At 73.2% G+C, this 22418-nt stretch carries 19 protein-coding genes; 9 read left to right on the top strand and 10 right to left on the bottom strand.

Annotated elements, in window-relative coordinates; translation table 11 throughout:
- Positions 1 to 64: 64 nt before the first annotated feature.
- The 4 genes from qcrC to MICAU_RS22720 all read left to right on the top strand — a co-directional run bounded on the left by qcrC (position 65) and on the right by MICAU_RS22720 (position 4561).
- A complete protein-coding gene (gene qcrC / locus MICAU_RS22735) occupies positions 65 to 898 on the top strand; it encodes a cytochrome bc1 complex diheme cytochrome c subunit (RefSeq protein WP_013287693.1) in 834 nt (277 codons plus the stop codon).
- Positions 899 to 965: 67 nt separating this feature from the next.
- Entirely contained in the window at positions 966 to 2054 is a 1089-nt protein-coding gene (gene qcrA / locus MICAU_RS22730) for a cytochrome bc1 complex Rieske iron-sulfur subunit (protein WP_013287692.1), read from the top strand.
- Entirely contained in the window at positions 2051 to 3682 is a 1632-nt protein-coding gene (qcrB, locus tag MICAU_RS22725; RefSeq protein ID WP_013287691.1) for a cytochrome bc1 complex cytochrome b subunit, read from the top strand. The genes qcrA and qcrB overlap by 4 nt, the downstream gene beginning before the upstream one ends.
- Before the next feature lie 210 nt (positions 3683 to 3892).
- On the top strand, positions 3893 to 4561 hold the full coding sequence (locus MICAU_RS22720; protein ID WP_013287690.1) for a DUF4142 domain-containing protein: 669 nt from the start codon (positions 3893 to 3895) through the stop codon (positions 4559 to 4561).
- 61 nt (positions 4562 to 4622) lie between these two features.
- Here the strand turns inward: MICAU_RS22720 and MICAU_RS22715 are convergent, their stop codons facing one another.
- The 5 genes from MICAU_RS22715 to MICAU_RS22695 form a co-directional block, all read right to left on the bottom strand.
- On the bottom strand, positions 4623 to 4910 hold the full coding sequence (locus tag MICAU_RS22715; RefSeq protein WP_013287689.1) for an Lrp/AsnC family transcriptional regulator: 288 nt from the start codon (positions 4908 to 4910) through the stop codon (positions 4623 to 4625).
- Between the two features lie 52 nt (positions 4911 to 4962).
- Positions 4963 to 5838 (bottom strand): nucleotidyltransferase family protein, encoded by an 876-nt coding sequence (locus MICAU_RS22710; RefSeq protein ID WP_049794840.1) that lies wholly within the window; start codon positions 5836 to 5838, stop codon positions 4963 to 4965.
- Complete coding sequence (locus MICAU_RS22705; protein ID WP_013287687.1) at positions 5835 to 6362, bottom strand: NUDIX hydrolase; 528 nt, start codon at positions 6360 to 6362, stop codon at positions 5835 to 5837. Before MICAU_RS22705 ends, MICAU_RS22710 begins: the two co-directional genes overlap by 4 nt.
- A gap of 39 nt (positions 6363 to 6401) precedes the next feature.
- A complete protein-coding gene (locus MICAU_RS22700; protein WP_013287686.1) occupies positions 6402 to 8189 on the bottom strand; it encodes a RelA/SpoT family protein in 1788 nt (595 codons plus the stop codon).
- A 130-nt stretch (positions 8190 to 8319) separates the two neighbouring features.
- Entirely contained in the window at positions 8320 to 10074 is a 1755-nt protein-coding gene (locus MICAU_RS22695) for a DEDD exonuclease domain-containing protein (RefSeq protein WP_013287685.1), read from the bottom strand.
- Positions 10075 to 10201: 127 nt separating this feature from the next.
- Here MICAU_RS22695 and MICAU_RS22690 point away from each other — a divergent pair, with 127 nt between their 5' ends.
- From MICAU_RS22690 to MICAU_RS22675, 4 genes are all read left to right on the top strand, one after another.
- The gene (locus MICAU_RS22690) at positions 10202 to 11599 is read left to right on the top strand and encodes an NYN domain-containing protein (RefSeq protein ID WP_013287684.1); all 1398 of its coding nucleotides are present in this window, start codon (positions 10202 to 10204) and stop codon (positions 11597 to 11599) included.
- A 210-nt stretch (positions 11600 to 11809) separates the two neighbouring features.
- The gene (locus MICAU_RS22685; RefSeq protein WP_013287683.1) at positions 11810 to 12031 is read left to right on the top strand and encodes a hypothetical protein; all 222 of its coding nucleotides are present in this window, start codon (positions 11810 to 11812) and stop codon (positions 12029 to 12031) included.
- Positions 12032 to 12346: 315 nt separating this feature from the next.
- Complete coding sequence (locus MICAU_RS22680) at positions 12347 to 13606, top strand: M48 family metallopeptidase (protein ID WP_013287682.1); 1260 nt, start codon at positions 12347 to 12349, stop codon at positions 13604 to 13606.
- Entirely contained in the window at positions 13603 to 14727 is a 1125-nt protein-coding gene (locus tag MICAU_RS22675) for a glycosyltransferase family 4 protein (protein WP_013287681.1), read from the top strand. Before MICAU_RS22680 ends, MICAU_RS22675 begins: the two co-directional genes overlap by 4 nt.
- A gap of 98 nt (positions 14728 to 14825) precedes the next feature.
- Here the strand turns inward: MICAU_RS22675 and MICAU_RS22670 are convergent, their stop codons facing one another.
- The 5 genes from MICAU_RS22670 to MICAU_RS22650 all read right to left on the bottom strand — a co-directional run bounded on the left by MICAU_RS22670 (position 14826) and on the right by MICAU_RS22650 (position 21775).
- Positions 14826 to 16502: a putative bifunctional diguanylate cyclase/phosphodiesterase gene (locus tag MICAU_RS22670; RefSeq protein ID WP_225319615.1), complete on the bottom strand. Its 1677-nt coding sequence runs from the start codon at positions 16500 to 16502 to the stop codon at positions 14826 to 14828.
- A gap of 76 nt (positions 16503 to 16578) precedes the next feature.
- Positions 16579 to 17391, bottom strand: a complete 813-nt coding sequence (locus MICAU_RS22665; protein ID WP_013287679.1) for an SAM-dependent methyltransferase — start codon at positions 17389 to 17391, stop codon at positions 16579 to 16581.
- Between the two features lie 196 nt (positions 17392 to 17587).
- A complete protein-coding gene (locus MICAU_RS22660) occupies positions 17588 to 18256 on the bottom strand; it encodes a response regulator transcription factor (RefSeq protein ID WP_013287678.1) in 669 nt (222 codons plus the stop codon).
- 7 nt (positions 18257 to 18263) lie between these two features.
- Positions 18264 to 19958, bottom strand: a complete 1695-nt coding sequence (locus tag MICAU_RS22655) for a sensor histidine kinase (RefSeq protein ID WP_013287677.1) — start codon at positions 19956 to 19958, stop codon at positions 18264 to 18266.
- A gap of 14 nt (positions 19959 to 19972) precedes the next feature.
- Positions 19973 to 21775, bottom strand: coding sequence for an AMP-dependent synthetase/ligase (locus MICAU_RS22650; protein ID WP_013287676.1), 1803 nt, complete (start codon positions 21773 to 21775; stop codon positions 19973 to 19975).
- Positions 21776 to 21941: 166 nt separating this feature from the next.
- Between MICAU_RS22650 and MICAU_RS22645 the strand changes: the two genes are divergently transcribed.
- The gene (locus tag MICAU_RS22645) at positions 21942 to 22397 is read left to right on the top strand and encodes an SRPBCC family protein (RefSeq protein ID WP_013287675.1); all 456 of its coding nucleotides are present in this window, start codon (positions 21942 to 21944) and stop codon (positions 22395 to 22397) included.
- Positions 22398 to 22418 lie beyond the last annotated feature (21 nt).

Raw genomic sequence — 22418 nt, 5'->3', positions numbered from 1 at the left:
CGTCACGAACCGCGCCGCTGCTCCGTCCCCTGAGACAAGGTCCAACCGGTTAAGGACACAGGTCATGACTTCTGACAACGACCGCCGACGCGGTCTGCTCGCGCGGCTGCGCGGGCGGCCCGTAGCGCGCAGCAGGGGCCGCCGCCGGCTGGGTGCCGCGGTCCGGCTGTTCGCCGCGCTGATGCTGGCCGGCGGTGCCTACACCGTCTTCGCCCCCGGCGTGCAGGCGCAGGACAACCCTCCGTTGACCGCCGCAGGCAACGAGGGCAAGGCGCTGTTCGACGTGAGCTGTGTGACCTGTCACGGTCGCAACGCCCAGGGCGTCGAGGGCCGCGGTCCGAGCCTGATCGGCGTCGGAGCGGCCTCGGTCGAGTTCCAGGTCAGCAGCGGTCGCATGCCGATGGCCCGGCAGGAGGCCCAGGCCATGCGCAAGCCGCCGCAGTTCACCGACGAGCAGGTGCGCCAGCTCGGGCAGTACATCCAGGAGCTCGGCGGCGGCCCGGAGGTCCCCAACGGCGACCTGCGTGAGGGCGCCAACCTGTCCACCGGTGGTGAGCTGTTCCGGATCAACTGCTCGCAGTGCCACGCCTTCAGCGGCGGCGGCGGCGCGCTGTCCTCCGGCAAGTACGCGCCGAGCCTGGCGCCGGCCAGCGACCGGCAGATCTACGCCGCGATGCTGAGCGGCCCGCAGAACATGCCGGTGTTCGGCGACAACCAGATCACGCCCGAGGAGAAGGCGGACATCATCGCCTACATCCAGGAGACGCTGAAGCACGACGGCGATCCGGGCGGCTTCAACCTGGGCCGCTACGGCCCGTCGACCGAGGGTCTCGCGATCTTCCTGGTCGGCATCGTCGCGCTGGTCTTCGCGAGCCTGTGGATCGCGGGCAAGTCGTGACCGGACGGATCAATGCTTCCAGTGCTGTGGCGCCGACCCCCGGCGTCACCCGTAGCGAGGTGACGGCATGAGCACCCACACCGAGCACCAGGCCCAGCAGGGCCCGGAGCCGCTCGACGTGAACGACCCCCGGCTCTCCCGGTTCGACATCGTCCAGGAGGGCGCGCGGCGGGACGACATCGAGATCGTCCACTACGAGCCGCAGGTGGTCCCGGGCAGCAAGGCCGAGCGCCGGCTGACCCGCACGGTCGCCCTGATGTTCCTGCTGACCGGCGTCTTCGCGACCGCCTTCCTGGTGGTCTACATCTGGTGGCCGTGGCAGTGGGAGCCGGGTACCGGCGGCGACAAGCTCTACACGCCGCTGCTCGGCGTGACGCTGGGCCTGGCGCTGCTGGGCATCGGTTTCGGCATCCTGACCTGGGGCAAGAAGCTGCTGCCCAAGGAGGTCTCGATCCAGGACCGGCACGACCAGGCCGACGACCCGGAGGGTCGCAAGATCACCGGCGAGACCATGCTCTACCTGGCCGACGAGATGGGCGTCCGTCGCCGGCCGCTGCTCGGCATCTCGTTGCTCGCCGGCCTGGCGCCGGTGGGCGCGGTGGCCGCGGCCCCGCTGATCGGTGGCCTGATCGAGCAGCCGCACAAGAACAACCAGATGTTCACCACCGGCTTCCAGCCGGGCGAGGGCGGCAAGAAGATCCGGCTGATCCGTGAGGACGGCCGTCCGATCCGCCCGGCCGACGTCAGCGTCGGCGGCCAGCTCACCGTGTTCCCGGGCATCGACGGCGGCGTGAGCAACCTGCACGCCGACTCGCCGACCCTGCTCATCCACCTGCGGGAGGACGACGCGCAGAAGTCGCGCGCCGCGAACGAGCGCAAGGGCCACGGCGACTACATGTGGGGCAACTACGTCGCGTTCTCCAAGATCTGCACGCACGCCGGCTGCCCGGCCAGCCTCTACGAGCAGCAGACCAACCGCCTGCTCTGCCCCTGCCACCAGTCGCAGTTCCTCATCACCGACAACGCCAAGCCGATCTTCGGCCCGGCGAACCGGCCGCTGCCGCAGCTGCCGATCGAGGTGGACGAGGAGGGCTTCTTCGTGGCGAAGTCCGACTACACCGAGACCATCGGTCCCGACTTCTGGGAGCGGCCATGAAGCGCCGAAAGTTTGATGCAGCAGCGCTGCCGGCCAAGAGCGCGCGGGCGGTGGACGACCGCTTCCAGGTGGCCACGCCCCTGCGCAAGCTGCTGAACAAGGTCTTCCCCGACCACTGGTCGTTCCTGCTCGGCGAGATCGCGCTGTTCTCGTTCATCGTCCTGCTGCTCACCGGCGTCTTCCTGACGTTCTTCTTCGAGCCGGCGATGACCGAGGTCATCTACAACGGCAGCTACGCGCCGCTGCGGGGCACCCCGATGTCGGCCGCCTACGCCTCCAGCCTGGACATCTCGTTCGATGTCCGCGGTGGTCTGATCATGCGGCAGATGCACCACTGGTCGGCCCTGCTGTTCATGGCCGCCATCGTGGTCCACATGCTGCGGGTCTTCTTCACCGGAGCGTTCCGCAAGCCCCGTGAGACCAACTGGATCATCGGCTCGCTGCTGTTCTGGGTCGGCTTCCTGGCTGGCTTCACCGGCTACTCGCTGCCGGACGACGGCCTGTCCGGCACCGGTCTGCGGATCGCCTCCGCGATCATCCTGTCGATCCCGGTGATCGGCTCCTGGGTCAGCTCGTCGATCTTCGGCGGGGAGTTCCCCGGCACCATCATCATCAGCCGCTTCTTCATCGCCCACGTGCTGCTCGTCCCGGGTCTGCTGGTGGCGCTGATCAGCGTGCACCTCGGCCTGGTGTTCAAGCAGAAGCACACCCAGTGGCCCGGCCCCGGCCGGACCAACTCCAACGTGGTCGGCGAGCGGATGTTCCCGCGCTACGCGCTCAAGCAGGGCGGCTTCTTCATGGTCGTCTTCGGCGTGATCGCGCTGATGGGCGGCATGTTCCAGATCAACCCGATCTGGCTGTTCGGCCCGTACGAGGCGTGGGTGGTCTCGGCGGCCAGCCAGCCCGACTGGTACGTCATGTTCCTCGACGGCTCGACCCGCCTCATGCCGGGCTGGGAGATCCACATCCCGATCGGCAACGGGTACGTCATCCCACCGTTGTTCTGGCCGACTGTGGTGCTACCCGGAATCCTGGTCGGCCTGTCGACGATGTATCCGTTCCTGGAGGCGCGCCGCCTCAAGGACTACAAGCACCACAACCTGCTCCAGCGGCCCCGGGACGTTCCGGCCCGCACCGCCGTGGGCGCCATGGCGCTCGCCTTCTACGTCGTGCTGACCCTCTCCGGCGCCAACGACGTCATCGCGGACAAGTTCCACATCAGCCTGAACGCGATGACCTGGGGTGGCCGGATCGGCCTGCTGATCCTGCCGCCGATCGCGTACTACATCACGTACCGGATCTGCCTGGGTCTGCAGCAGCACGACCGGGAGGTGCTGGCCCACGGCGTGGAGACCGGCATCATCAAGCGGCTGCCCGACGGCCGGTTCGTCGAGGTCCACCAGCCGCTCACCTCGGCCGACGGCCACGACGGTCACCCGCCGGCGCTGGACTACGTCGGCTGGGTGGTGCCGAAGAAGATGAACCGGCTCGGTGCCCTCGGCCCGGCGATCCGGGGCTTCTTCTACCCGATCGAGAAGCCGGCCGAGGCGCCGGTCTCGCCGGGGCACCCGCCGGTCGAGGCCCGGCCGGAGCGGGAGGAGATCGGCAGCGGCGAGAGCCGTCGCTGACCCTCCCCGGTACGACTGACAGTGGCGCCCGCCGGATCTTCCGGCGGGCGCCACTGCCGTTTCCGCACCGGTCGTCCCGTTCCCTCCCGCGTACGGCGGGAGGCCGGTGCGCCGACGGCCGTCGCCCCCGACACGGACGGGTGGAATCGCAGGAATAACCCCGGTCAGCCGGGTATCCGTGCGGTCCGACGTCTCATGGGGGAGGAACGAATGTTGGGAATCAAACGCCTGGGCCTGCTGGCCGCGCTGGTGGTCGTGGGGCTGGCGCCCGCCGCCGCGGCGCAGGCGGCGGCACAGCCGTCGACGCAGGACACGCAGTACCTGCAGGCGGTTCACCAGGTCAACCTGTTCGAGATCACCGCCGGTAACCTGGCCCAGCAGAAGGGTCAGAACCAGCAGGTCAAGGACCTGGGCAAGATGTTCGTGACGGACCACACCCAGCTGGACCAGACGGTGCAGTCGACCGCGCAGCAGCTCAACGTGCAGTTGCCGGCCGACCCGACCGCCGACCAGCAGAAGGTCCTGGACAAGCTGAACAACCTCAGCGGGGCCGAGTTCGACAAGGCGTGGGTGACCGCGCAGCTCGCCGGCCACGTCCAGGCGATCCAGGCCACCCAGACCGAGATCTCGCAGGGCTCGGAGCAGTCGGTGGTGCAGATCGCGCAGGACGCGCTGCCGGTCCTCCAGGCGCACTACGACGCGCTTGTGGCCCTGGCCCAGACCCTGGGCGTCCCGGTTCCGCAGACCAGCGCCAGCGGCACGCCCAGCCCGGGCGGCACCACGTCCCCGGGTGGCACCGAGTCGCCGGCTCCGGGCGGCACCGAGACCGAGGAGCCCGCTCCGGGCACCACGGAGACCCCGGTGCCCAGCCAGAGCTGACGTACCGCACGGTCGACGGTGGCCGGTCCGCCCGCGAGGGCAGGCCGGTCACCGGCTCGTGTCAGTCGGCGTTCGCCAGCCCGATCGCGAACGCCTCCTCCAGGTCGTGCTGGGAGTAGGCGCGGAACGCGATGTGCGACTCGGTGTTGAGCACGCCCGGCACCTTCGAGATGCTGCCGGCGATGACCTGGGCGATCTGCTCGAACTCCCGGACCCGGACCATGGCGATCAGGTCGACGTGCCCGGCCACCGAGTAGACCTCGCTGACGCCGGGCAGGTTGGCCAGGGTCTCGGCCACCTCGGGGATGGAGTCGGTGGCGCAGTCGATCAGCACGATCGCGGTGATCACGGGACGGTTCTCCGTTCGTCGGCGACGAGGCCCATGCTAGAGCCCGCGCCCCTCACCGCGCCGCCGGGACGGTCAGGTCGTCCCCGGCCCGGATCACCTCGCGCAGGCGTTCCCCGGCCGCGACTGTCGCACCAGGCCACACCACCGACCGGTCCACGTCGCCGTGCACCCGCGCGCCCCCGCCGATCACCGAGCCGGTGACCCGGCCGTCCACCGTCGCGGCCGGGTCCACCAGTCCGTCCGGTCCGGCCGCGTGGAGGTTGGCGGCCAGGTAGTCGGCCGGGGTGCCGGTGTCGTAGAACGTCCCCCGGTAGGGCACGACTGTGAGCGCCCCGGCGGCCTCCGCGGGCCGCCACACCGCCCGGACCAGGTCGCCGAACGTGGGTGGCAGGTCGCGGACCAGCCGCCATGGCAGCAGCGAGAAACCCACGAACTCGTGGCCGTCGAAGGTCCCGGGGGCGTGCGGGTCGTCGGCGGGACGGCCGAGCAGGCGTACGCCGTGCCCGTCCCACCCGTCCAGCAGCGCGGCGATGTCCGGCCCGGGCGGGGCCTGCGGGTCGGCCAGGTACGCGTCGGCGTTGCCGACCAGCACGCCCCGGCCGTCGATCCAGTCCCGCAGCCGGCCCACACCCCCGGCGGTGCCCAGTGGAGCGTCCGGCTCGACCGACAGGTGAGCCCGTCCGCCCACCCGCGCGACCACCTGGTCACCCAGGTAGCAGGCGTTCACCGCGACCCGCTCCGGGCCGGTCAGGCCGAGCCCGGCCAGCCGCGCCAGCGCCCGGTCCAGCAGCGGGACGTTTCCCACCGGGCAGAGCGCCTTCGGCACCCGCTCGGTGAGCGGGCGCAGCCGGGTGCCCTCGCCCGCGGCCAGCACCACCGCGCACACCTCGACCCCGGGTGCCGCAGTGCCCGCGTACGGGGTGCTCACGCGGCCGGTGGGTGCTCGCCGGCGCGCGGGCCGATGCCGTAGTAGCCGAGCAGATTGGCGGTGGCGCGGCTGAGCCGGGGCAGGTCGTCGAGCGGATGGAAGGCGGCCTCGAACACCTCGGCGCCGTCCACCTTCAGCTCGGTGGTCGACGCCGGCACCTCCGCCTCGAAGACCACGTCGACCCAGCCCTTGGCGTGCACCACCGCGTTGGGCACCGCCGGGCGCAGCGCGTCGGGGGACAGACGGACGCCTGATTCCTCGTACAGCTCGCGGGCGGCGCCGACCACCGGGGCCTCGCCGCGTTGCAGCAGCCCGGCCGGCAGCGTCCAGCTGTAGCCGGGCGGCTGGCGCAGCAGCAGGATCCGGCCCGCGCCGGTGGCCTCCGTGTCCTTGACCAGCGTGACCGCGCCGACGATGTACTTCGGTACGGCCAGCCGGACCAGCCGCCGTCGCAGCGGGACCGGAAGCCGGTAGAAGATCTGGTAGCCGAGGGCCCGTCCGGTGGCACGCGCGCGGGGGATCATGCCGTCCAGGCTAGTGGTCCCGGCGCGGACCGGCTCCGTCTACTGCCTGTGGTCGACCAGATCGATCAACTGCTGGACCACGGTGTCCGGCTCGACGGTGCGGTCGAAGACCGCCACCAGCAGCGTCTCCAGGTCGGGGTAGCCCAGTTCCTCGGACAGCCGCAGCAGCGGCAGGTCGCTGGCCAGGCCCCGGTTGTGCTTGCGCAACGCCAGGCCGATCGAGGCCCGGCCGAGCCGGACCTTGTCGGCGATCGAGATGCCCGGCTCGGTGTGCTCGGCGAACCAGCGGTTGATCTGCATCTGGGCGTGCGGGGACTTCACGAAGCCCAGCCACTCCCGGCGCGGGCCGCGCGGGGCCACGTCCGCCTCGAAGCCGCTCTCCGCGTCGTTCTCGGTGAAGATCTCCACCACGTCGCCCTCTTCCAGTTCGGAGGAGAGCGGCGCGAGCCGGCCGTTGATCCGGGCGGCCAGGCAGTGGTCGCCGCGCTCGGTGCCCAGCTCGTACGCGAGGTCGACAGGTGTCGCCCCGGCCGGCAGCACCACCTGCCGCCCGTCGGCCACCACCTGGATCTGCGCCTCGGACAGATCACAGCGCAGCGACTCCATGAACTGGGTCGGGTCGACCGTCTCCTGCTCCCAGTCGAGCACCCGGCGCAGCCAGGCCAGCTCGTCCGCCCGGTCGGCGCCCCGGCCCGCGGCCCGGGGGAAGCGGTAGTGGGCGGCCACGCCGTACTCCGCGGAGCGGTGCATCTCGGTGGTGCGGATCAGCACCTCGACCGTGCGGTCCTGCGGGCCGCAGACGCTCGTGTGCAACGACCGGTAGAGGTTGTTCTTCGGGGATGCGATGAAGTCCTTGAACCGGCCCGGCACCGGCCGCCAGAGCCCGTGCACGGCGCCCAGCGCGGCGTAACAGTCGGTCGCCGGACCGTCCACCACGATCGCGATGCGGGGCAGGTCGAACGGGGCGGCGTGGTCGCCGGCGACCGTGTCCTTCCAGATCGAGTAGAGGTGCCGGGGGCGGGGGGAGACGTCGGCGTCGACCCGGTTGCGGCGCAACGCCGCCCGGGTGCGGGCCACCACGTCGGCCAGGTAGGCGTCCCAGCCGGGCCGGTCGTGCACGAACCGGGCGATCCGCGCGTGCTCCTCCGGCCGCAGGTGCAGCAGCACCACGTCGTCCAGCTCGCGTTTGAGCGTCTGGATGCCCAGCCGGTCGCAGAGCGGGACCAGCACCTCCTGGGTCTTGCGGGCGATCCGCTCCCGGGAGGCGGCCGAGCGGACGCCGAGCGTACGCATGTTGTGCAGCCGGTCCGCCAGCTTGATCACCAGCACCCGGACGTCCTTGCCGGCCGCCACGATCATCTTGCGGACGGTCTCCGCCTCGGCGGCCTTGCCGTAGAACGCCTTGTCGAACTTGGTCACGCCGTCGACCAGGTGGGCGACCTCGCGGCCGAAGTCCTCCTGGAGCGCCTGGAGCGTGTAGCGGGTGTCCTCCACCGTGTCGTGCAGCAGCGCGGCGACCAGGGTGATGGTGTCCATGCCGAGGTCGGCGCAGATCTGCGCCACCGCCAGCGGGTGGGTGATGTACGGCTCGCCGCTCTTGCGGAACTGGCCGCGGTGCATGTTCTCGGCGATCGTGTAGGCCCGGCGCAGCACCGAGGCGTCGGCGCTCGCGTGGATGCCTCGGTGGGCGCGGACCAGTGTGGTGACCGGGTCGCCGTCGGCCGTCGGCCAGGTGAGCAGGGAACGCAGGCGGCGGGTGAGCGGTAGTTCGCCCTGGGTCGGGAGCGCGCCACCCAGGGCGGCGCCGTGTCCGGCGTCGACGTCCACCTGGGACACCTCCCTCACCCCGGCCCTCGGCCACCGGGAACCGGCGACCGGGAGCAGAGCCCGCGAATCGGGCAGGTCTGCACTCCTTTAACAGACTAAGGGAGTCGAGGTAGTCCGATCGGTCAGTTGGTCATGAGCGTTCGGTCGAGAGTTTGGCGGATCCGCCGTTCTCCGCCTTCGTCAGCAGGTCGCGGAAACGCCCCGCGCCGGCCACCGGCGAGGCCCAGCCGTCTGTCGACTCGACCAGCCGGGTCTCCGGTCGTTCCAACCAGGACAGGATCCGCTCGGTCTCCTCGGCGGTCGCGGCCGGCACCGGACCGTGCCCGGGCAGCACCGTCTCGGCGGTGGCGCGGATCGCCGCGATGGTGGGTCGCGGGTGGACACCCGGCGGGGACACCCCGGCCCCGGCGAGCCGGCCGTGCCGCACCAGCGCCAGCTCCCAGCCGCCCCGGGCGGCCGGACGGGCGGCGGCCAGCTCGGCGATGCCGGTCAACGCGGCCAGCCGTTGCATCCGGACCGCCGCGCGCAGCACCGCCACCAGCCGGCCGCGGACCACGGCCGCCTCCTCGTACCGCTCGGCGGCCGACAGCACCTCGATGCGGGCGAGCAGCGCGTCCACCACCACTCCGGGGTCGTCGCTGGTGGCGGTGCGGAACGGCGTCGCCGCTGCGTCGTCGTACTCCTCGGGGGTGATCCGGTGCTCGCAGGGCGCCGGGCAGCGGCCCAGCTCGGCCAGCGCGCAGGCCGGCATGGTGGTGCGCCGGGAGAGCCGGTGCGTGCACTGCCGCAGCGGCACCGCGTCGTGGAAGCCGGCGGCGGCCAGCTCCGCCGCCTGCCGGGACCGGAACGGCCCCAGGTAGGCCGTGTCGGTGGGCGCGATGTCGCGCACGATCGACAACCGGGGGTACGCCTCGTCGGTGAGCTTCAGCCACACCTGGCGCTCCGGATACTTCGACCTGCGGTTGTACGGCGGCGCGTGCGCCGCGATCAGCCGCAGCTCGCGGACCTCCGCCTCCAGCGAGTGCGCGCACTCGACCGCCTCGACGCGCTCGGCGGCGGCGAGCATCTCGGAGATCCGGGCCCGCTTCTCCGCGGCGGTGAAGTAGCTGCGGACCCGGGTGGCGATGTCGCCGGACGTGCCCACGTAGAGCGGCCGGTCGTCGGCGGCCCGGAAGATGTAGACGCCCGGCACCTTCGGCAGCCCGTCGGCGAGGTGCCGCTTGCGGCGCTGGGTGGGGGTGACCGCGCGGGCGAACTCGATCGCCTCGCCGACCGTGCCGACCCGGTGCCCGCCGAGGCGGCCGATCAGCCCGTGCAGCACGTCGACTGTGGCCTTCGCATCGTCGAGCGCGCGGTGGGTGGGCTGGGTCGCGGTGCGGAAGTAGGCGGCGAGCGTGCCCAGCTTGCGGTTGGGCACCTCGTCGCGGGTGAGCACCCGCCGGGCCAGCGCGGCCGTGTCCAGCACCCGGGGGTTGGGCCAGCGGTAGCCGTGCTTCGCGCAGGCCGCCTTGAGGAAACCCACGTCGTACGGCGCGTTGTGGGCGACGAGCACGGCGTCGCTGACGAACTCCAGGAAACTCGGCAGCACCTGCTCGATCGGCGGGGCGGGCAGCAGCATGGCCTGGGTGATGCCGGTGAGCACGGTGATGAACGGCGGGATCGGCACGCCCGGGTTGACGAGCGTGGCGAGCACGCCCAGCTCCTCGCCACCGCGGACCTTCACCGCGCCGATCTCGGTGATCCCGCCGCCGTCGGGCGCGCCGCCGGTGGTCTCCAGGTCGACCACCACGAAGGTGGTCGCGTAGAGCGGCAGCGCCGGGTCGACACCGCTGCCCGCCGGGTCCAGGCCGGCCAGCGACTCCTGGACGTACTCCGCTCGTGTCACCCGCGGGACGCTAGCGGCACGGTCCGACACTCCTGTCACTGCCGCCCCAGGAGATACCACGGGGGTACGATGAGAGATCGGCTCACTCACCGGGCGGTGGGCCCGTTCGGGGTGGGAGACTTGCCTCATGCCCCTCACCGAGCCGTACGACGACCACTCCTCCGTGGAGGAGCCGGTGGTCGGCGTGCCCGCCGATGAGGACGCGCCACCCGCGATCGAGCCCGAGCCCGTGCTGCCCGAGCCGGTCCGGCAGCGGATCGTCACGCTGACCGCCGCCGTGCTGCCCGGCCTGCCCGCCGACGAGGTGCCGGTGCCGCTGCGGCGGGTCGCCAAGTTCGCCCCCAACCGCCGCGCCCGCCTCGGCGCGCCCGCGATCGCCGCGCAGCTCACCGCCGACCCGCTGTTCCGGCAGCGGATCACCGCCCGGGTCCTCGCCGACGCCGGTGACCTGGGCGCGGCTGTGGTCGAGGGCACCGCACCGGCCGCCGCCGACCCGGTCGAGGTGGCCGCCCTGGCCTACCTGGCCCGGCCCCGCGGCTGGCGGGAACTCATCGACGCCAGCGGCGAGGCGGTACGCGCCGAAGCAGACAGCGCGGTAGTGGCCGAACTGGTACGCGAGGCCGAGCAGCGGGCCGCCCGCGCCGAGCACGACCGTGCGGTGGCCCGGGTCGAGGCGGAGAAACTGCGCGACGAGCTGGCCCGGGTCCGGGAGGAGCTGGGGCAGCTCCGCGAGGAGGCCCGCCAGCTGACCCGTACCCTGCGGGAGACCCAGGCCCGGGAACGCAAGGCCACCGAGATGCTCGCCACCGAGCGGGGGCGGGCAGCCCGCGCCGCCGCCGACGCGGACGCCGAACTGCGCCGCGCCCGGGCCCGGCTGGCCGAGGCGGAGGCCGCCGCCGGAGTGGCCCGGGCCAGCGCCAAGGAGGCCCGCTCGGTCGACGACGCGCGGCTGTGGCTGCTGCTGGAGACGATCGGCCAGGCCGCCGTGGGGCTGCGCCGCGAGCTGGCGCTCGACCCGGTGGACAAGCTCCCGGCCGACTTCGTCGCCGACGCGTTCGCCGAGCAGCCGGGCACCGCACCGGCCGGCCCGTCGACGCGGGCCCGCGACACCGACGACCCGGCCCGCCTCGACCAGTTGCTCGCGCTGCCCCGGGCGCACCTCGTGGTGGACGGCTACAACGTGACCAAGCGCGGCTTCGGCGAGATGTCCCTGGAGCAGCAGCGCAAGCGGCTCATCACCGGGCTGGGCGGGATCGCCGCGCAGACCGGGGACGAGGTCACAGTCGTCTTCGACGGCGCCGAGCGGATCCACGGCCTGCCACCGGCGCCGCGCGGCGTGCGGGTGCTGTTCTCCCGCAAGGGGGAGACCGCCGACGAGTTGATCCGCCGGCTGGTCCGCGCCGAGCCGGCCGGGCGGCCGGTGGTCGTGGTCTCCTCGGACCGCGAGGTCGCCGACGGGGTACGCCGGCACGGCGCGTACCCGCTGGGCGCCGACTCGCTGCTGCGGCGCCTGGCGCGTTCCTGAGCCCGTCCTTTCTGCCGCTTGATCGACTCCAGTTCGGGGACGTGGCGGGGTCGCGCGCGTGCTGATCACGCCACTTCGGCGTACTGGTTCGGGTTCGCGACGGCTGCTGCCTCGATGTCCGGTTCTGTCGTACCCGAGCGTTAGCGTCGTGGTGACCGACGGTGGTGGCTCCTTCCCCGGCCGCCACCGGCGACCCGTCAGGAGGCGTTGATGCTGATCGACTGCGACACCTGCGGCAACCGTGGTGCCGGCTGCTCCGGCTGCCTGGTGACCGCCCTGTTCGACTCCGGCCCGGCCGATCTCGGCCCGGCCGAGCACCGGGCGATCGAGGTGTTCGCGCGGGCCGGATTCGACGTGGAGGTGCTGCCGTCCCCACCGGCTGAGACACGGGCACCGGCGCCCCGCCGTGGCGGCCGTCGCCGAATCGCCTGACACCGCCTGCCTGCCCGGGCTCTGTCGACCCTGGGCTCTGTCGGCCGTTCGCTGCCCGGCCCTCGGCCCTCGGCCCCCGACCCTCGGCCCCCGGCCCCGACCACCCCCGGCCCTCGGCCCCGGCCCGGCCCTCGGCCCCGGCCCGGGCTCCGGCCCCGGTGCCGTGCCTGAGCCCTGCCCGACTGATGCCGGGCCACGCTGTCGGGTCGCGCGTCGGGCACGGCGGTCCCGATCGAGGGCCGGGCAATAGGATGGGCGGTCACGGCGGGAGGGGAGCGGCATGACGCGGACGGGGCACGACGGCGGGGTGGGTCGGTGACCCCGCGCGCCTGGGCGCTGCTGACCCTGGGCGGCCTGGTGGTCGCGCTGCTCGTGGCGGTGGCGCTGCTGGTGCCGTGGAGCCGCCCGCCGGCGCCCCGCGCCGACCAGCTCGCGGCACTGCGAGACCTCCCGGCCGAGCAGGTGACCCGGGGCCGGGCGTTCCACGGCGCGCTGCGCCCGGCGGCCTGGTCGGCGCTCGCAGTAGGGCTGGTGGTGGCGCTGCTGCTCGGGCTGACCCCGCTGGGCGGGCGTCTTGTCGAACTGGTCGGCCGGCCCTTCGGCGGGCACTGGATCGCGCAGGCCGTGCTCGGCGGGCTCGCCGTCATGTTCCTCGCCGACCTGCTCACGCTGCCGTTCGCGGCCTGGCGCCGGACCGTGCTGGTCCGCTACGGGCTGAGCACCCAGACCTGGGGCGGCTGGGCGGTCGACCTGCTCAAGTCGTACGCGGTCAGCGCGGTGATCGGCGCGCTGGTCCTGCTCGGCTTCTACACAGTGGTACGGCTCGCCCCGCGCTGGTGGTGGGCGTTCGGCGCGGCCGGCGCGGCGGTCCTGGTGGTGGTGCTGTCGTTCGTGCTGCCGGTGCTGGTCGAGCCGGTGTTCAACCGGTTCACCCCGATGGAGCCGGGCCCGCTGCGCAGCGAGCTGACCGCGATGGCCGCCCGGGACGGCGTACCGGTGCGCGACGTGCTCGTCGCCGACGCGTCCCGGCGCACCAGTGCGGTGAACGCGTACGTCTCCGGGCTCGGCCCGACCCGGCGGGTGGTCGTCTACGACACGCTGCTGCGCGAGGCGGAACCGGCCGAGGTGACAAGCGTGGTCGCCCACGAGCTGGGGCACGCGAAGGACCGGGACGTGTGGACCGGCACGGTGCTCGGCGCGCTCGGCGCCGCCGCCGCGGTGGTGGCGCTCTACCTGATCGGCTCGTGGACGCCGCTGCTGCGGCTCGCCGGCGTCGACTCGATCGCCCAGCCGCGGGCGTTCCCGCTGCTGATCGTGCTGGTCACGGTCGCCGGCCTGCTCTCCACCCCGGTGCAGGCGCTCGTCTCCCGCCGGATCGAGGCCCGCGCCGACGCCCACGCGCTGGCGCTCACCGGCGACCCCGCGACGTTCGAGGCGATGCAGCGGCGACTGGCCGGGGTCAACCTGGCCGACCCCGACCCGCCGCGCTGGGAGCGCCTCTGGTCGGCGACCCACCCGTCCACCGTGGAGCGGATGGCCGCCGCCCGCGCCTACGCCAGGGAGTCCGGCCGATGAGCCGCACCTTGCTGATCACCAACGACTTCCCGCCGCGCCCCGGTGGCATCCAGTCGTTCGTGCACAACCTCGCGGTACGCCAGCAGCCCGGCTCGGTGGTGGTGTACGCGTCGAGCTGGCGCGGGGCGGAGAAGTTCGACGCCGACCAGCCGTTCGAGGTGGTCCGGGAGCGGACCCGGGTGCTGCTGCCCACCCCGCTGATCGCCCGGCGGGCGGCGCGGCTGGCGCGCGCGTACGACTGCGACACCGTGTGGTTCGGCGCGGCGGCCCCGCTGGGGCTGCTCGCCGCGGGCCTGCGGCGGCGGGCCGGGATCCGCCGGGCGGTGGCGCTGACCCACGGCCACGAGGTCGGCTGGGCGGCGCTCCCAGGCGCCCGGTCGGCGTTGCGCCGGATCGGGCGGGGCGTGGACGTGACCACCTACCTCGGCGAGTACACCCGGGCGCGGCTGGCCCGCGTGCTGGACGGGCTCACCGAGCTGCGGCGGCTCGCGCCCGGCGTGGACGTGGACACCTACCACCCGGACGTCGACGGCGGGCGGGTCCGGTCACGGCTCGGGCTGGCCGACCGGCCGGTGGTGGTGTGCGTGTCGCGGCTGGTGCCCCGCAAGGGCCAGGACATGCTGATCCGCGCGCTGCCGGAGATCCGCCGCCGGGTGCCGGACGCCGCGCTGCTCGTGGTCGGCGGCGGCCCGTACCGGTCGACGCTGGAGAAGCTGGCCCGGCAGGCCGGGCTGGAACGCGACGTGGTCTTCACCGGCTCGGTGCCCTCGGCCGAGCTGCCCGCCCACTACGCGGCCGGCGACGTCTACGCGATGCCGTGCCGTACCCGCAACCGCGGGCTGGACGTGGAGGGCCTCGGGATCGTCTACCTGGAGGCGAGCGCGACCGGGCTGCCGGTGGTGGCCGGAGACTCCGGCGGCGCGCCGGACGCGGTCCGCGAGGGGGAGACCGGGTACGTGGTCGGGGGCCGGGACGTGGCACAGCTCGCCGACCGGGTGGCCACGCTGCTCGCCGACCGGGATCTGGCCCGGCAGTTCGGCGCCGCCGGGCGCGCCTGGGTGGAGCGGGAGTGGCGCTGGGAGACGCAGGCGCAACGGATGGCCGCCCTGCTGGCCGGCTGACCTCGCACGGGCCGGGCCGCCAGGCCGCGTGCCGGCCGGATCAGGGCAACTGCGGGCCGGCCGGGTCAGGCGGCGGCCGGGTCAGGGCGACGGCCGCGTCAGGAGGCCGCGTCGACGTGGGCGGGCACCCGGCCCAGGTGCGGCGCGGCCGGGCCGGGACGGCCGAAGTGCCAGCCCTGCCCGGCGTCGCAGCCGATCGCGCGCAGCCGGTCGGCCTGGTCGGCCGTCTCCACGCCCTCGGCGGTGACTGTGAGGTCCAGCGCGTGCGCCAGCGAGACGAGCGAGGCGAGGATCCGCTCGTCGGTGCCGCTGCCCGGCGCGCGCAGGCCGGTCACGAACTCGCCCGCCACCTTCAGCTCGTCGACCGGCAGGTCCCGCAGGTACGCGAGGTTGCAGTAGCCGGTTCCGAAGTCGTCGATGGCGACCCGGACACCGAGGTCGCCGAGCACCCGCAGGGCCCGCACCGGCTCGACCACTGTGCTCATCATGGTGCTCTCGGTGATCTCCAGTTGCAGCCGGTGCGGCGGCAGGCCGGTGCGCCCGAGCACGCCGCGTACCTCGGTCACCAGGTCGGTGCGGTGCAACTGCCGGACGGCGAGGTTGACGCTGACGAACGGCGCGTCGCCCTCCGCGTCCGGCCAGGTGCCCGCCTCGCGGCACGCCTCGGCCAGCACCCAGCTGCCGAGCCGGACGATCAACCCGGTCTCCTCGGCCAGCGGGATGAAGCTGTCCGGCCGCAGCACACCCAGCTCCGGGTGACGCCAGCGCACCAGCGCCTCCATGCCGAGCACCCGCCCGTCGCGCAACGACGTCAGCGGCTGGTAGTCGAGGTAGAACTCGCCCCGGTCCAGCGCGGCGGGGATCGCCGCGGACAGCGCGTACCGGGCCAGGTCGCGGCGGTTGCGGTCGGCGTCGAACAGCGACCAGCGGGCCCCGCCGGCGGCCTTGGCCCAGTGCAGCGTGCTGTCGGCCGCGCGCATCAGGTCCATCGGCGAGGTGCCCGCGACCGGGCGCTCCACGATGCCGATGCTGGCGGAGACGGTCAGCTCGTGGCCGTCGACGAGCGCCGGTTCGCGTACCGCGGCGAGGGCCGCCTCGGCGACCTTCACCGCGTCGTCGGTGCCGGCGGTGCGTTCGACCAGGATCACGAACTCGTCGCCGCCGAGCCGGGCCACCAGGTGCTCGCCGAGCGCCCGGTGCAGGCGCTGCGCCACCGTCACCAGCAGCGAGTCGCCGATCTGGTGGCCGAGGGAGTCGTTGACGACCTTGAACCGGTCCAGGTCGAGGAAGCAGACACCGACCCGGTCGGCGCCCCGCCCCGGCGCGGTGATCGCGGCGGTCAGCCGTTCGGTGAACAGCGTGCGGTTCGGCAGGCCGGTGAGCGGGTCGTGAGTGGCCTGGTGCCGGAACCGGGCCTCGCTGTCGCGCAGCGCCCGTTCCGCCTGCGCACGGGCCATCATGGCGGCCCGGCGGATGGACTCCTGCTCGTCCAGCGTGCGGTCGCGCAGGGCGCGGGCGTACCCGGTGGCGACCGTGGCGAGCAGCCGGGCCATCCGGTCCTCGACGTCGTCGACGACCAGGTCGAGGTCGCGAACCAGGCGCAGCTGGATCACCTCGACGGTGCGGCCCAGCCCTTCCGCGGAGGCGATGTGCGCCTGCACCAGCTCCGCGCCGACCTGCTGGCCGATCCGCAGGTCGAACGGTTCGGCGCGCAGCGCCTGGGCCAGCCGGTCGGTGAGCCGTTGCAGCATCTCCTCCAGCTGCGACTGGGTCATCGGCAGGTAGCTGGTGCCGGACACCGCCTTGGCCCAGGCCCGGGCGAAGACGCCGGGCCTGCTGCGGGCCGCGTCGTCACCCACCGAGCCGCCCGACCCCGCCCATGAAGACGGCCCGCTCGGCGTTCTCCGCCTGGTCGGGGGAGTCCGGCCGCCACTGCGGCACCCACACCACGCCCGGGTCGACCAGCTCGAAGCCGTCGAACAGCGCGGTCATCTCGGCCCGGCTGCGGATCCAGAGCTGGCTGTCGGTACGCCGGTAGACCCGCTCCGCCTCGGCCCGTTCGCCGGTGCCGGCACGGCCGTCCTCGCTGGCCTGGGAGAGCACCAGGTGACTGCCGGGCGCCAGCGCCCCGCGCAGCGTCCGCAGGATCTCCTCCGGGTGGTCGGCGTCCGGGATGAAGTGCAGCACCGCCACGACCATCACGGCGACCGGCCGGGTGAAGTCCAGCAGCCGGGTGACCTCCGGGTGAGCGAGGATCGCCTCCGGGTTGCGCAGGTCCTCCTGGAGCACCGCGGCGTGCTCGTTGCCAGCCAGGATCTCCTGGCTGTGCGCCACCGCCACCGGGTCCACGTCGACGTAGACCACGCGCGACTCCGGGTCGATCCGCTGCGCGATCTCGTGCACGTTGCCGACGGTCGGGATGCCGGAGCCGATGTCGAGGAACTGGCGGATGCCGGCCTGGGCGAGGTACTGCACCGCCCGGCGCAGGAACGCGCGGTTGGCCTGCGCCATCAGCGGCGCCTCCGGCACCGCCTCCACCATCGCGCGGGCGGCCGCCCGGTCGGCGGCGAAGTTGTGCGAGCCGCCGAGGTAGTAGTCGTACATGCGGGCGACGCTGGGGCGCTCGATGTCGATCGTCTCGGGTGCCCAGTCCGGCCGCTGCATGTCCTGCCCCTCGGGTGTCGGCGACACGCGGTCGTCACCGCCGCGCGGATCACCCGGGTATTCTGCCCCTCCGCCGTCGCGGTGCAAAGACCGCCGTCGCTACGCGTCCGGCTGCTCACCGTACGCGACCACACGTGGCCGGGAACGCCGAGAGGCCCGCGTCCGTGGTGGACGGGGCCTCTTCCGGCGGTACGCCTCAGAACTTCGGGGCGTCCGGGGCCTCCAGCAGCCCCAGCCGCAGCGCGGTCATCAGCGCCTGCGCCCGGTTGGCGGCACCCAGCTTCTCGTAGAGCTTGGAGATGTGGGTCTTGGCGGTCGACTCGCTGACGAACAGCTGCTTGGCGATGCCGGCCACGCTCATGCCGTCGGCGAGCAGCCGCAGCACCTGGCCCTCACGGGGGGACAGCTGCGGGCCGGACGGCGCCAGCCGGCGCTTCATCGCCTCGGCCAGGTCGGCGGCGGTGAACGCGCTGGGGGAGGAGGCGGCGTGCCGGGCGGCGGCCACCACCTCGTCGGCCGGGGCGGTCTTCGGCACGAACGCGCTCGCACCCGCCTCCAGGGCGCCGAAGAGCTGGTCGTCACCGGCGTACATGGTGAGCACGACGATGCCCATGGACGCACTGGACTTGCGCAGGGCGCGGGTGGCCTCCAGGCCGCTGCCGTCGGGCAGGCGGAGGTCCATGATCACCACGTCGGGCTGGAGCGCGCCGGCCTGGCGCACGCCCTCCGCAGCGGTGGCCGCCTCGCCCACGACCTCGAACTGACGGTCGCGCTCGAACGCGTGACGCAGCCCCTTGCGGATGAGGTCGTGGTCGTCGACCAGGAGAACCTTGGTACGGGTGGCCGGTGTCGGACTGCTGGTCATCCTCGGGTTACTCCCCTTCTGCTGCTGCGGCGCTGCCGCGCACCTTATCGCGCCGGGGCGACGAACCGAGCACCACCGCCACAGTCGTCCCACTCGGCTGCCGCGGCCTGATCTCCAACCGGCCTCGGATACGTTCCGCCCTCTCGGCCATGATCGCAAGGCCATAGTGCCCGTCCGGGCGCTGGTCACCGATGCCGTGACCGTCATCCGACACTTCGATTCGGGTGTACGGGGGATCCACCTCGCACGTGACCCACAGGTTCGACGCGCCGGCGTGCTTGCGCGCGTTCGTCACCGCCTCCTGCGCGATGCGCAGCAACTCGGCCTCGGTGGCGGCCGGCAGCCGGGCGGTGGACTCGTCCAGCGACAGGTGCACCCGCAGGCCGCCGGACGCGCCGACGGTGCGGGCGTACTCGGCGATGGCGGCGGCCAGGCCACCGTGCCGGTCCACCTCGCTGCGCAGCTCGAACAGGCTCAGCCGCAGCTCGGTGATCACCCGGGTGACCTCCTGGCGCAGCGTGCGCAGCGAGTCGGCGGTTTCCTCCGCGTCCTCGTGCACGGTGGCGAGCGCGTTGTCGATGCCGTACCCGACCATGACCAGCTCCTGGGCGACCCCGTCGTGGATCTCCCGGGCCAGCCGCTGCCGCTCCTCGTTGGTCGCCAGCGAGCGCACCTCGTCGAAGAGCAGCGCGGCTTCGAGCCGCAGCGCCGCCGGGCCGGTCAGCGCCGTCACCCGGGACACCACGGGCGGCGGGTACGCGGCGGCGGTGTCCGCCTCGATCACCACCAGGCCGACAGTGCGTACGCCCGCCACCAGCGGGACGATCAGCGCGGAGACCTCGCCGGAGCGCCGGGACCGGGCCTGCGAGCGGGCCGAGACGGTCGGCTGCTGGCTGGCCCAGGCGTCGGCGATGGCGGAGTCGGCGTCGAGCGTGGTCTCCCAGTCGACCCGGTCCGCGCCGATCTGCGCGAGCACCACGAGCCGGCCGCCGCCGCTGGCGGACAGCACCGCGCCCCGGTCGGTCTTGGCCACCACCCGCAGCTCCTCCAGCAGGTGCTCGGAGATGCCGCCCGGGTCGAGGGTGGCGCCGGGCAGCTGGCGGGCGACCGTACGGAGCTGGGTGAGCAGGCGGGTCGCCTCGGCGTACGGCTGGGGTTTGCCCTCGCCGCGCACCCGCATGACGCGCTGGAGCGTGCCGGCGGTGTAGAGGCCGAGCCCGGCGAGGATCAGCCACTGGGCGCAGACCGCGAGGTAGCCGACCTGGCCGAGCTGCGGCCCGCCGTCGACCTGCGTGAACGCGGCGCTGGCCAGCAGCGTCGCCGCCGCCACGGCGAGCAGCGCGGCGCCCTCGCGGAACCGGCGGCTCAGCGCGGTCACGGTGACCGGCACGGCGAGGTACGGCAGTACCGCCGAGGCGCCCACCCCGCCGGTCACGCCGGACAGATGGGTGTCGGCGGCGACCTGGCTGGCGGCCAGCCCGAGCACCACCACCTCGGCGAAGCGGCTGATCGGGGCGAGCAGCCGGTGTTGGGGGGCGAGCACGGCGGGCAGGCCGGCGACGCCCAGCAGCGCGATCCACCAGAGCTGGGTGGCGTCGCGGGTGGCGAACAGGGTCAGGGCGGCGACCAGCGCGAGGAGGACCGCGCGAGCCGCCGCCGCGAGGGGCTGCGTCGACGGCTGGCGGGATGTGGAGGCGGGCACGTGACGGATGGTAGTCAGCCCCGGTAGATCTCGGCGATCTCCGAGGCGTACGTCTTGTGCACGACCTGACGCTTGACCTTCAGCGACGGGGTCAGCTCGCCGGTGGTCTCGGTGAAGTCATGCGGCAGGATCCGGAACACCTTGATCGCCTCGGCCTTGGAGACCGCCTGGTTGGCCTGGTCGATCGCGGACTGCACCTCGGCACGCAGCGCCGCGTCGTCGCGCAGCTCGGCCATGCTCGTGGTCTCCGGACGCCCCTGCCCGGCCAGCCACTTCGGCAGCGCCTCCTCGTCGATGGTGACCAGCGCGGCGATGAACGGCTGCCGGTCGCCGACCACCACACACTGGCTGATCAGCGGGTGCGCCCGCACCTGGTCCTCCAGCACCGCCGGGGCGACGTTCTTGCCACCGGCGGTCACGATGATCTCCTTCTTGCGGCCGGTGATGCTCAGGTAGCCGTCGTCGTCCAGGTGCCCGAGGTCGCCGGTGCGGAACCAGCCGTCGGTGCTGATCGCCTCGGCGGTGGCCGCGTCGTTGTGCCAGTAGCCCTGGAAGACGATGTCGCCGGCGATCAGAACCTCGCCGTCGTCGTCGATCCGGATGGTCACGCCGGGCAGCGGTCGGCCGACGGTGCCGATCCGGGTGCCGGTGGGCAGGTTGGCGGCGGCGGCCGGCGAGGTCTCGGTGAGGCCGTACCCCTCGCAGATGGTCACCCCGACGCCGCGGAAGAAGTGCCCGAGCCGCGCGCCCAGCGGCGCGCCGCCGGAGATGGCGTCGCGGCACAGGCCGCCCATCGCCGCCCGCAGCTTGCGGTAGACCAGCTTGTCGAAGAGGGCGTGCTGCGCGCGCAGCCCGAGGCCGGGACCGCCCGGCAGCTCCTGGGCCTCGCTCCACGCGATGGCGACCTTCTCCGCGCGGTCGAAGATCTTGCCCTTCCCCTCGGACTCGGCCTTCTGCCGCGCGCCGTTGTAGACCTTCTCGAAGACCCGGGGTACGGAGAGCACGAACGTCGGCTTGAAGTCCTGGAGCTCGGCGACCAGGTTCTTGGTGTCCGCGCAGTGCGCCATGGTGGCCCGCGCGTGCACGACGCCGACCTGGATGAGCCGGGCGAAGGCGTGCGCGAGCGGCAGGAACAGCAGGGTGGAGGCGCCCTGGCGGAACAGGTTCGGCAGCACCGGCACCGCGTTGGCGATGTCGGAGTAGATGTTGCGGTGGGTCAGCACGCAGCCCTTGGGCCGGCCGGTGGTGCCGCTGGTGTAGATGATCGTGGCGACGTCGTCGGCCTTGAGCAGCGAGCGGCGGGTCTCCACCTCGGCCCGGTCCACCGACGCACCGGCGGCGACCAGGTCGTCGACGGCGCCCAGGTCGATCTGCCACACCTCGCGCAGCTCGGGCAGCCGGTCCCGGACGCCGGCGACCATGGTGGCGTGCGCGGTGCTCTCCACCACCACCGCCACGGCGCCGGAGTCGCCGAGGATCCAGGCGGCCTGCTCGGCGCTGGAGGTCTCGTAGATCGGCACGGTCACCGCGCCGGCCGCCCAGATCGCGTAGTCGAACAGGGTCCACTCGTAGCGGGTGCGGCTCATCAGGCCGACCCGGTCGCCGGGGGAGACGCCTGCGGCGATCAGGCCCTGCGCCACCGCAACCACCTCGTCGCGGAACTGGCGGCAGGTGACATCCTCGCGCGCGTCCGTTCCCGCGCCGGGGCGGACGAACTGCACGGTGTCCGGGGCGACCTCGGCGTTTTCCCAGACCGGGTCGGTCAGGTTGGCCGCGTCGCCGACGGTGACGATCGGCGGGACGGAGAACTCGCGCACCTGCACTCCCTCGTGCTCTACCGGCGGGGGCCGGCCTGGTCGGCTCTGTCGAAACCTACCCGCACACCCCGGGGGGTCTGCCAGGGAGGTTGCCCGCCCGGCTGGTGGGACGCCGTCCGGCGGGTGGAGCGGGACCGGCCGGGAGGCGGCCGGGTAGCCTCCCCACATGGCGGACTCCTCCACCCAGTCGATCATCGTCGGCGCGTCACCGGACCGGGTGGCGGCCGTCATCTGCGACTTCCCGAGTTATCCCGAGTGGGCCGAGGCGGTACGCCGGGCCGAGGTGATCGAGGAGTACGAGGACGGCTACGCCAGCCAGGTCCGGTTCACCCTCGACGCGGGCGTGATGGCCGACGAGTACGTGCTGGCCTACGAGTACGCCGAGGACATCTCCCGGATCGAGTGGCACCTGGTCGCCCCGTCGAAGATGCAGCGCTCCCAGCGCGGGTCGTACGACCTGGTGGGCAACCCGGACGGGACGACCACGGTGACGTACACCCTTGAGGTGGAGCTGTCCGTGGCGATGCTCGGCATGTTCCGCCGCAAGGCCGAGAAAATGATCATGGACGCGGCGTTGAAGCAGCTCAAGCGCCGGGTAGAAGCACCCGGTGCGGCGCAATGACCCGACCGTCGTCCCGGTAGT

The sequence above is a fragment of the Micromonospora aurantiaca ATCC 27029 genome (assembly GCF_000145235.1).
In the GTDB taxonomy this organism is placed as follows: domain Bacteria; phylum Actinomycetota; class Actinomycetes; order Mycobacteriales; family Micromonosporaceae; genus Micromonospora; species Micromonospora aurantiaca.
The sequence above is the reverse complement of the archived record's forward strand: the minus strand, read 5'-3'. Positions and strand labels throughout refer to the sequence as shown.

Excerpts from the sequence above, each read along its gene's own strand:
- qcrC (WP_013287693.1), top strand. The coding sequence starts at position 65 with ATGACTTCTGACAACGACCGCCGACGCGGTCTGCTCGCGCGGCTGCGC.
- qcrA (WP_013287692.1), top strand. The coding sequence starts at position 966 with ATGAGCACCCACACCGAGCACCAGGCCCAGCAGGGCCCGGAGCCGCTC.
- qcrB (WP_013287691.1), top strand. The coding sequence starts at position 2,051 with ATGAAGCGCCGAAAGTTTGATGCAGCAGCGCTGCCGGCCAAGAGCGCG.
- MICAU_RS22720 (WP_013287690.1), top strand. The coding sequence starts at position 3,893 with ATGTTGGGAATCAAACGCCTGGGCCTGCTGGCCGCGCTGGTGGTCGTG.
- MICAU_RS22705 (WP_013287687.1), bottom strand. The coding sequence starts at position 6,362 with ATGATCCCCCGCGCGCGTGCCACCGGACGGGCCCTCGGCTACCAGATC.
- MICAU_RS22690 (WP_013287684.1), top strand. The coding sequence starts at position 10,202 with ATGCCCCTCACCGAGCCGTACGACGACCACTCCTCCGTGGAGGAGCCG.
- MICAU_RS22685 (WP_013287683.1), top strand. The coding sequence starts at position 11,810 with ATGCTGATCGACTGCGACACCTGCGGCAACCGTGGTGCCGGCTGCTCC.
- MICAU_RS22675 (WP_013287681.1), top strand. The coding sequence starts at position 13,603 with ATGAGCCGCACCTTGCTGATCACCAACGACTTCCCGCCGCGCCCCGGT.
- MICAU_RS22670 (WP_225319615.1), bottom strand. The coding sequence starts at position 16,502 with ATGACCCAGTCGCAGCTGGAGGAGATGCTGCAACGGCTCACCGACCGG.
- MICAU_RS22665 (WP_013287679.1), bottom strand. The coding sequence starts at position 17,391 with ATGCAGCGGCCGGACTGGGCACCCGAGACGATCGACATCGAGCGCCCC.
- MICAU_RS22660 (WP_013287678.1), bottom strand. The coding sequence starts at position 18,256 with ATGACCAGCAGTCCGACACCGGCCACCCGTACCAAGGTTCTCCTGGTC.
- MICAU_RS22645 (WP_013287675.1), top strand. The coding sequence starts at position 21,942 with ATGGCGGACTCCTCCACCCAGTCGATCATCGTCGGCGCGTCACCGGAC.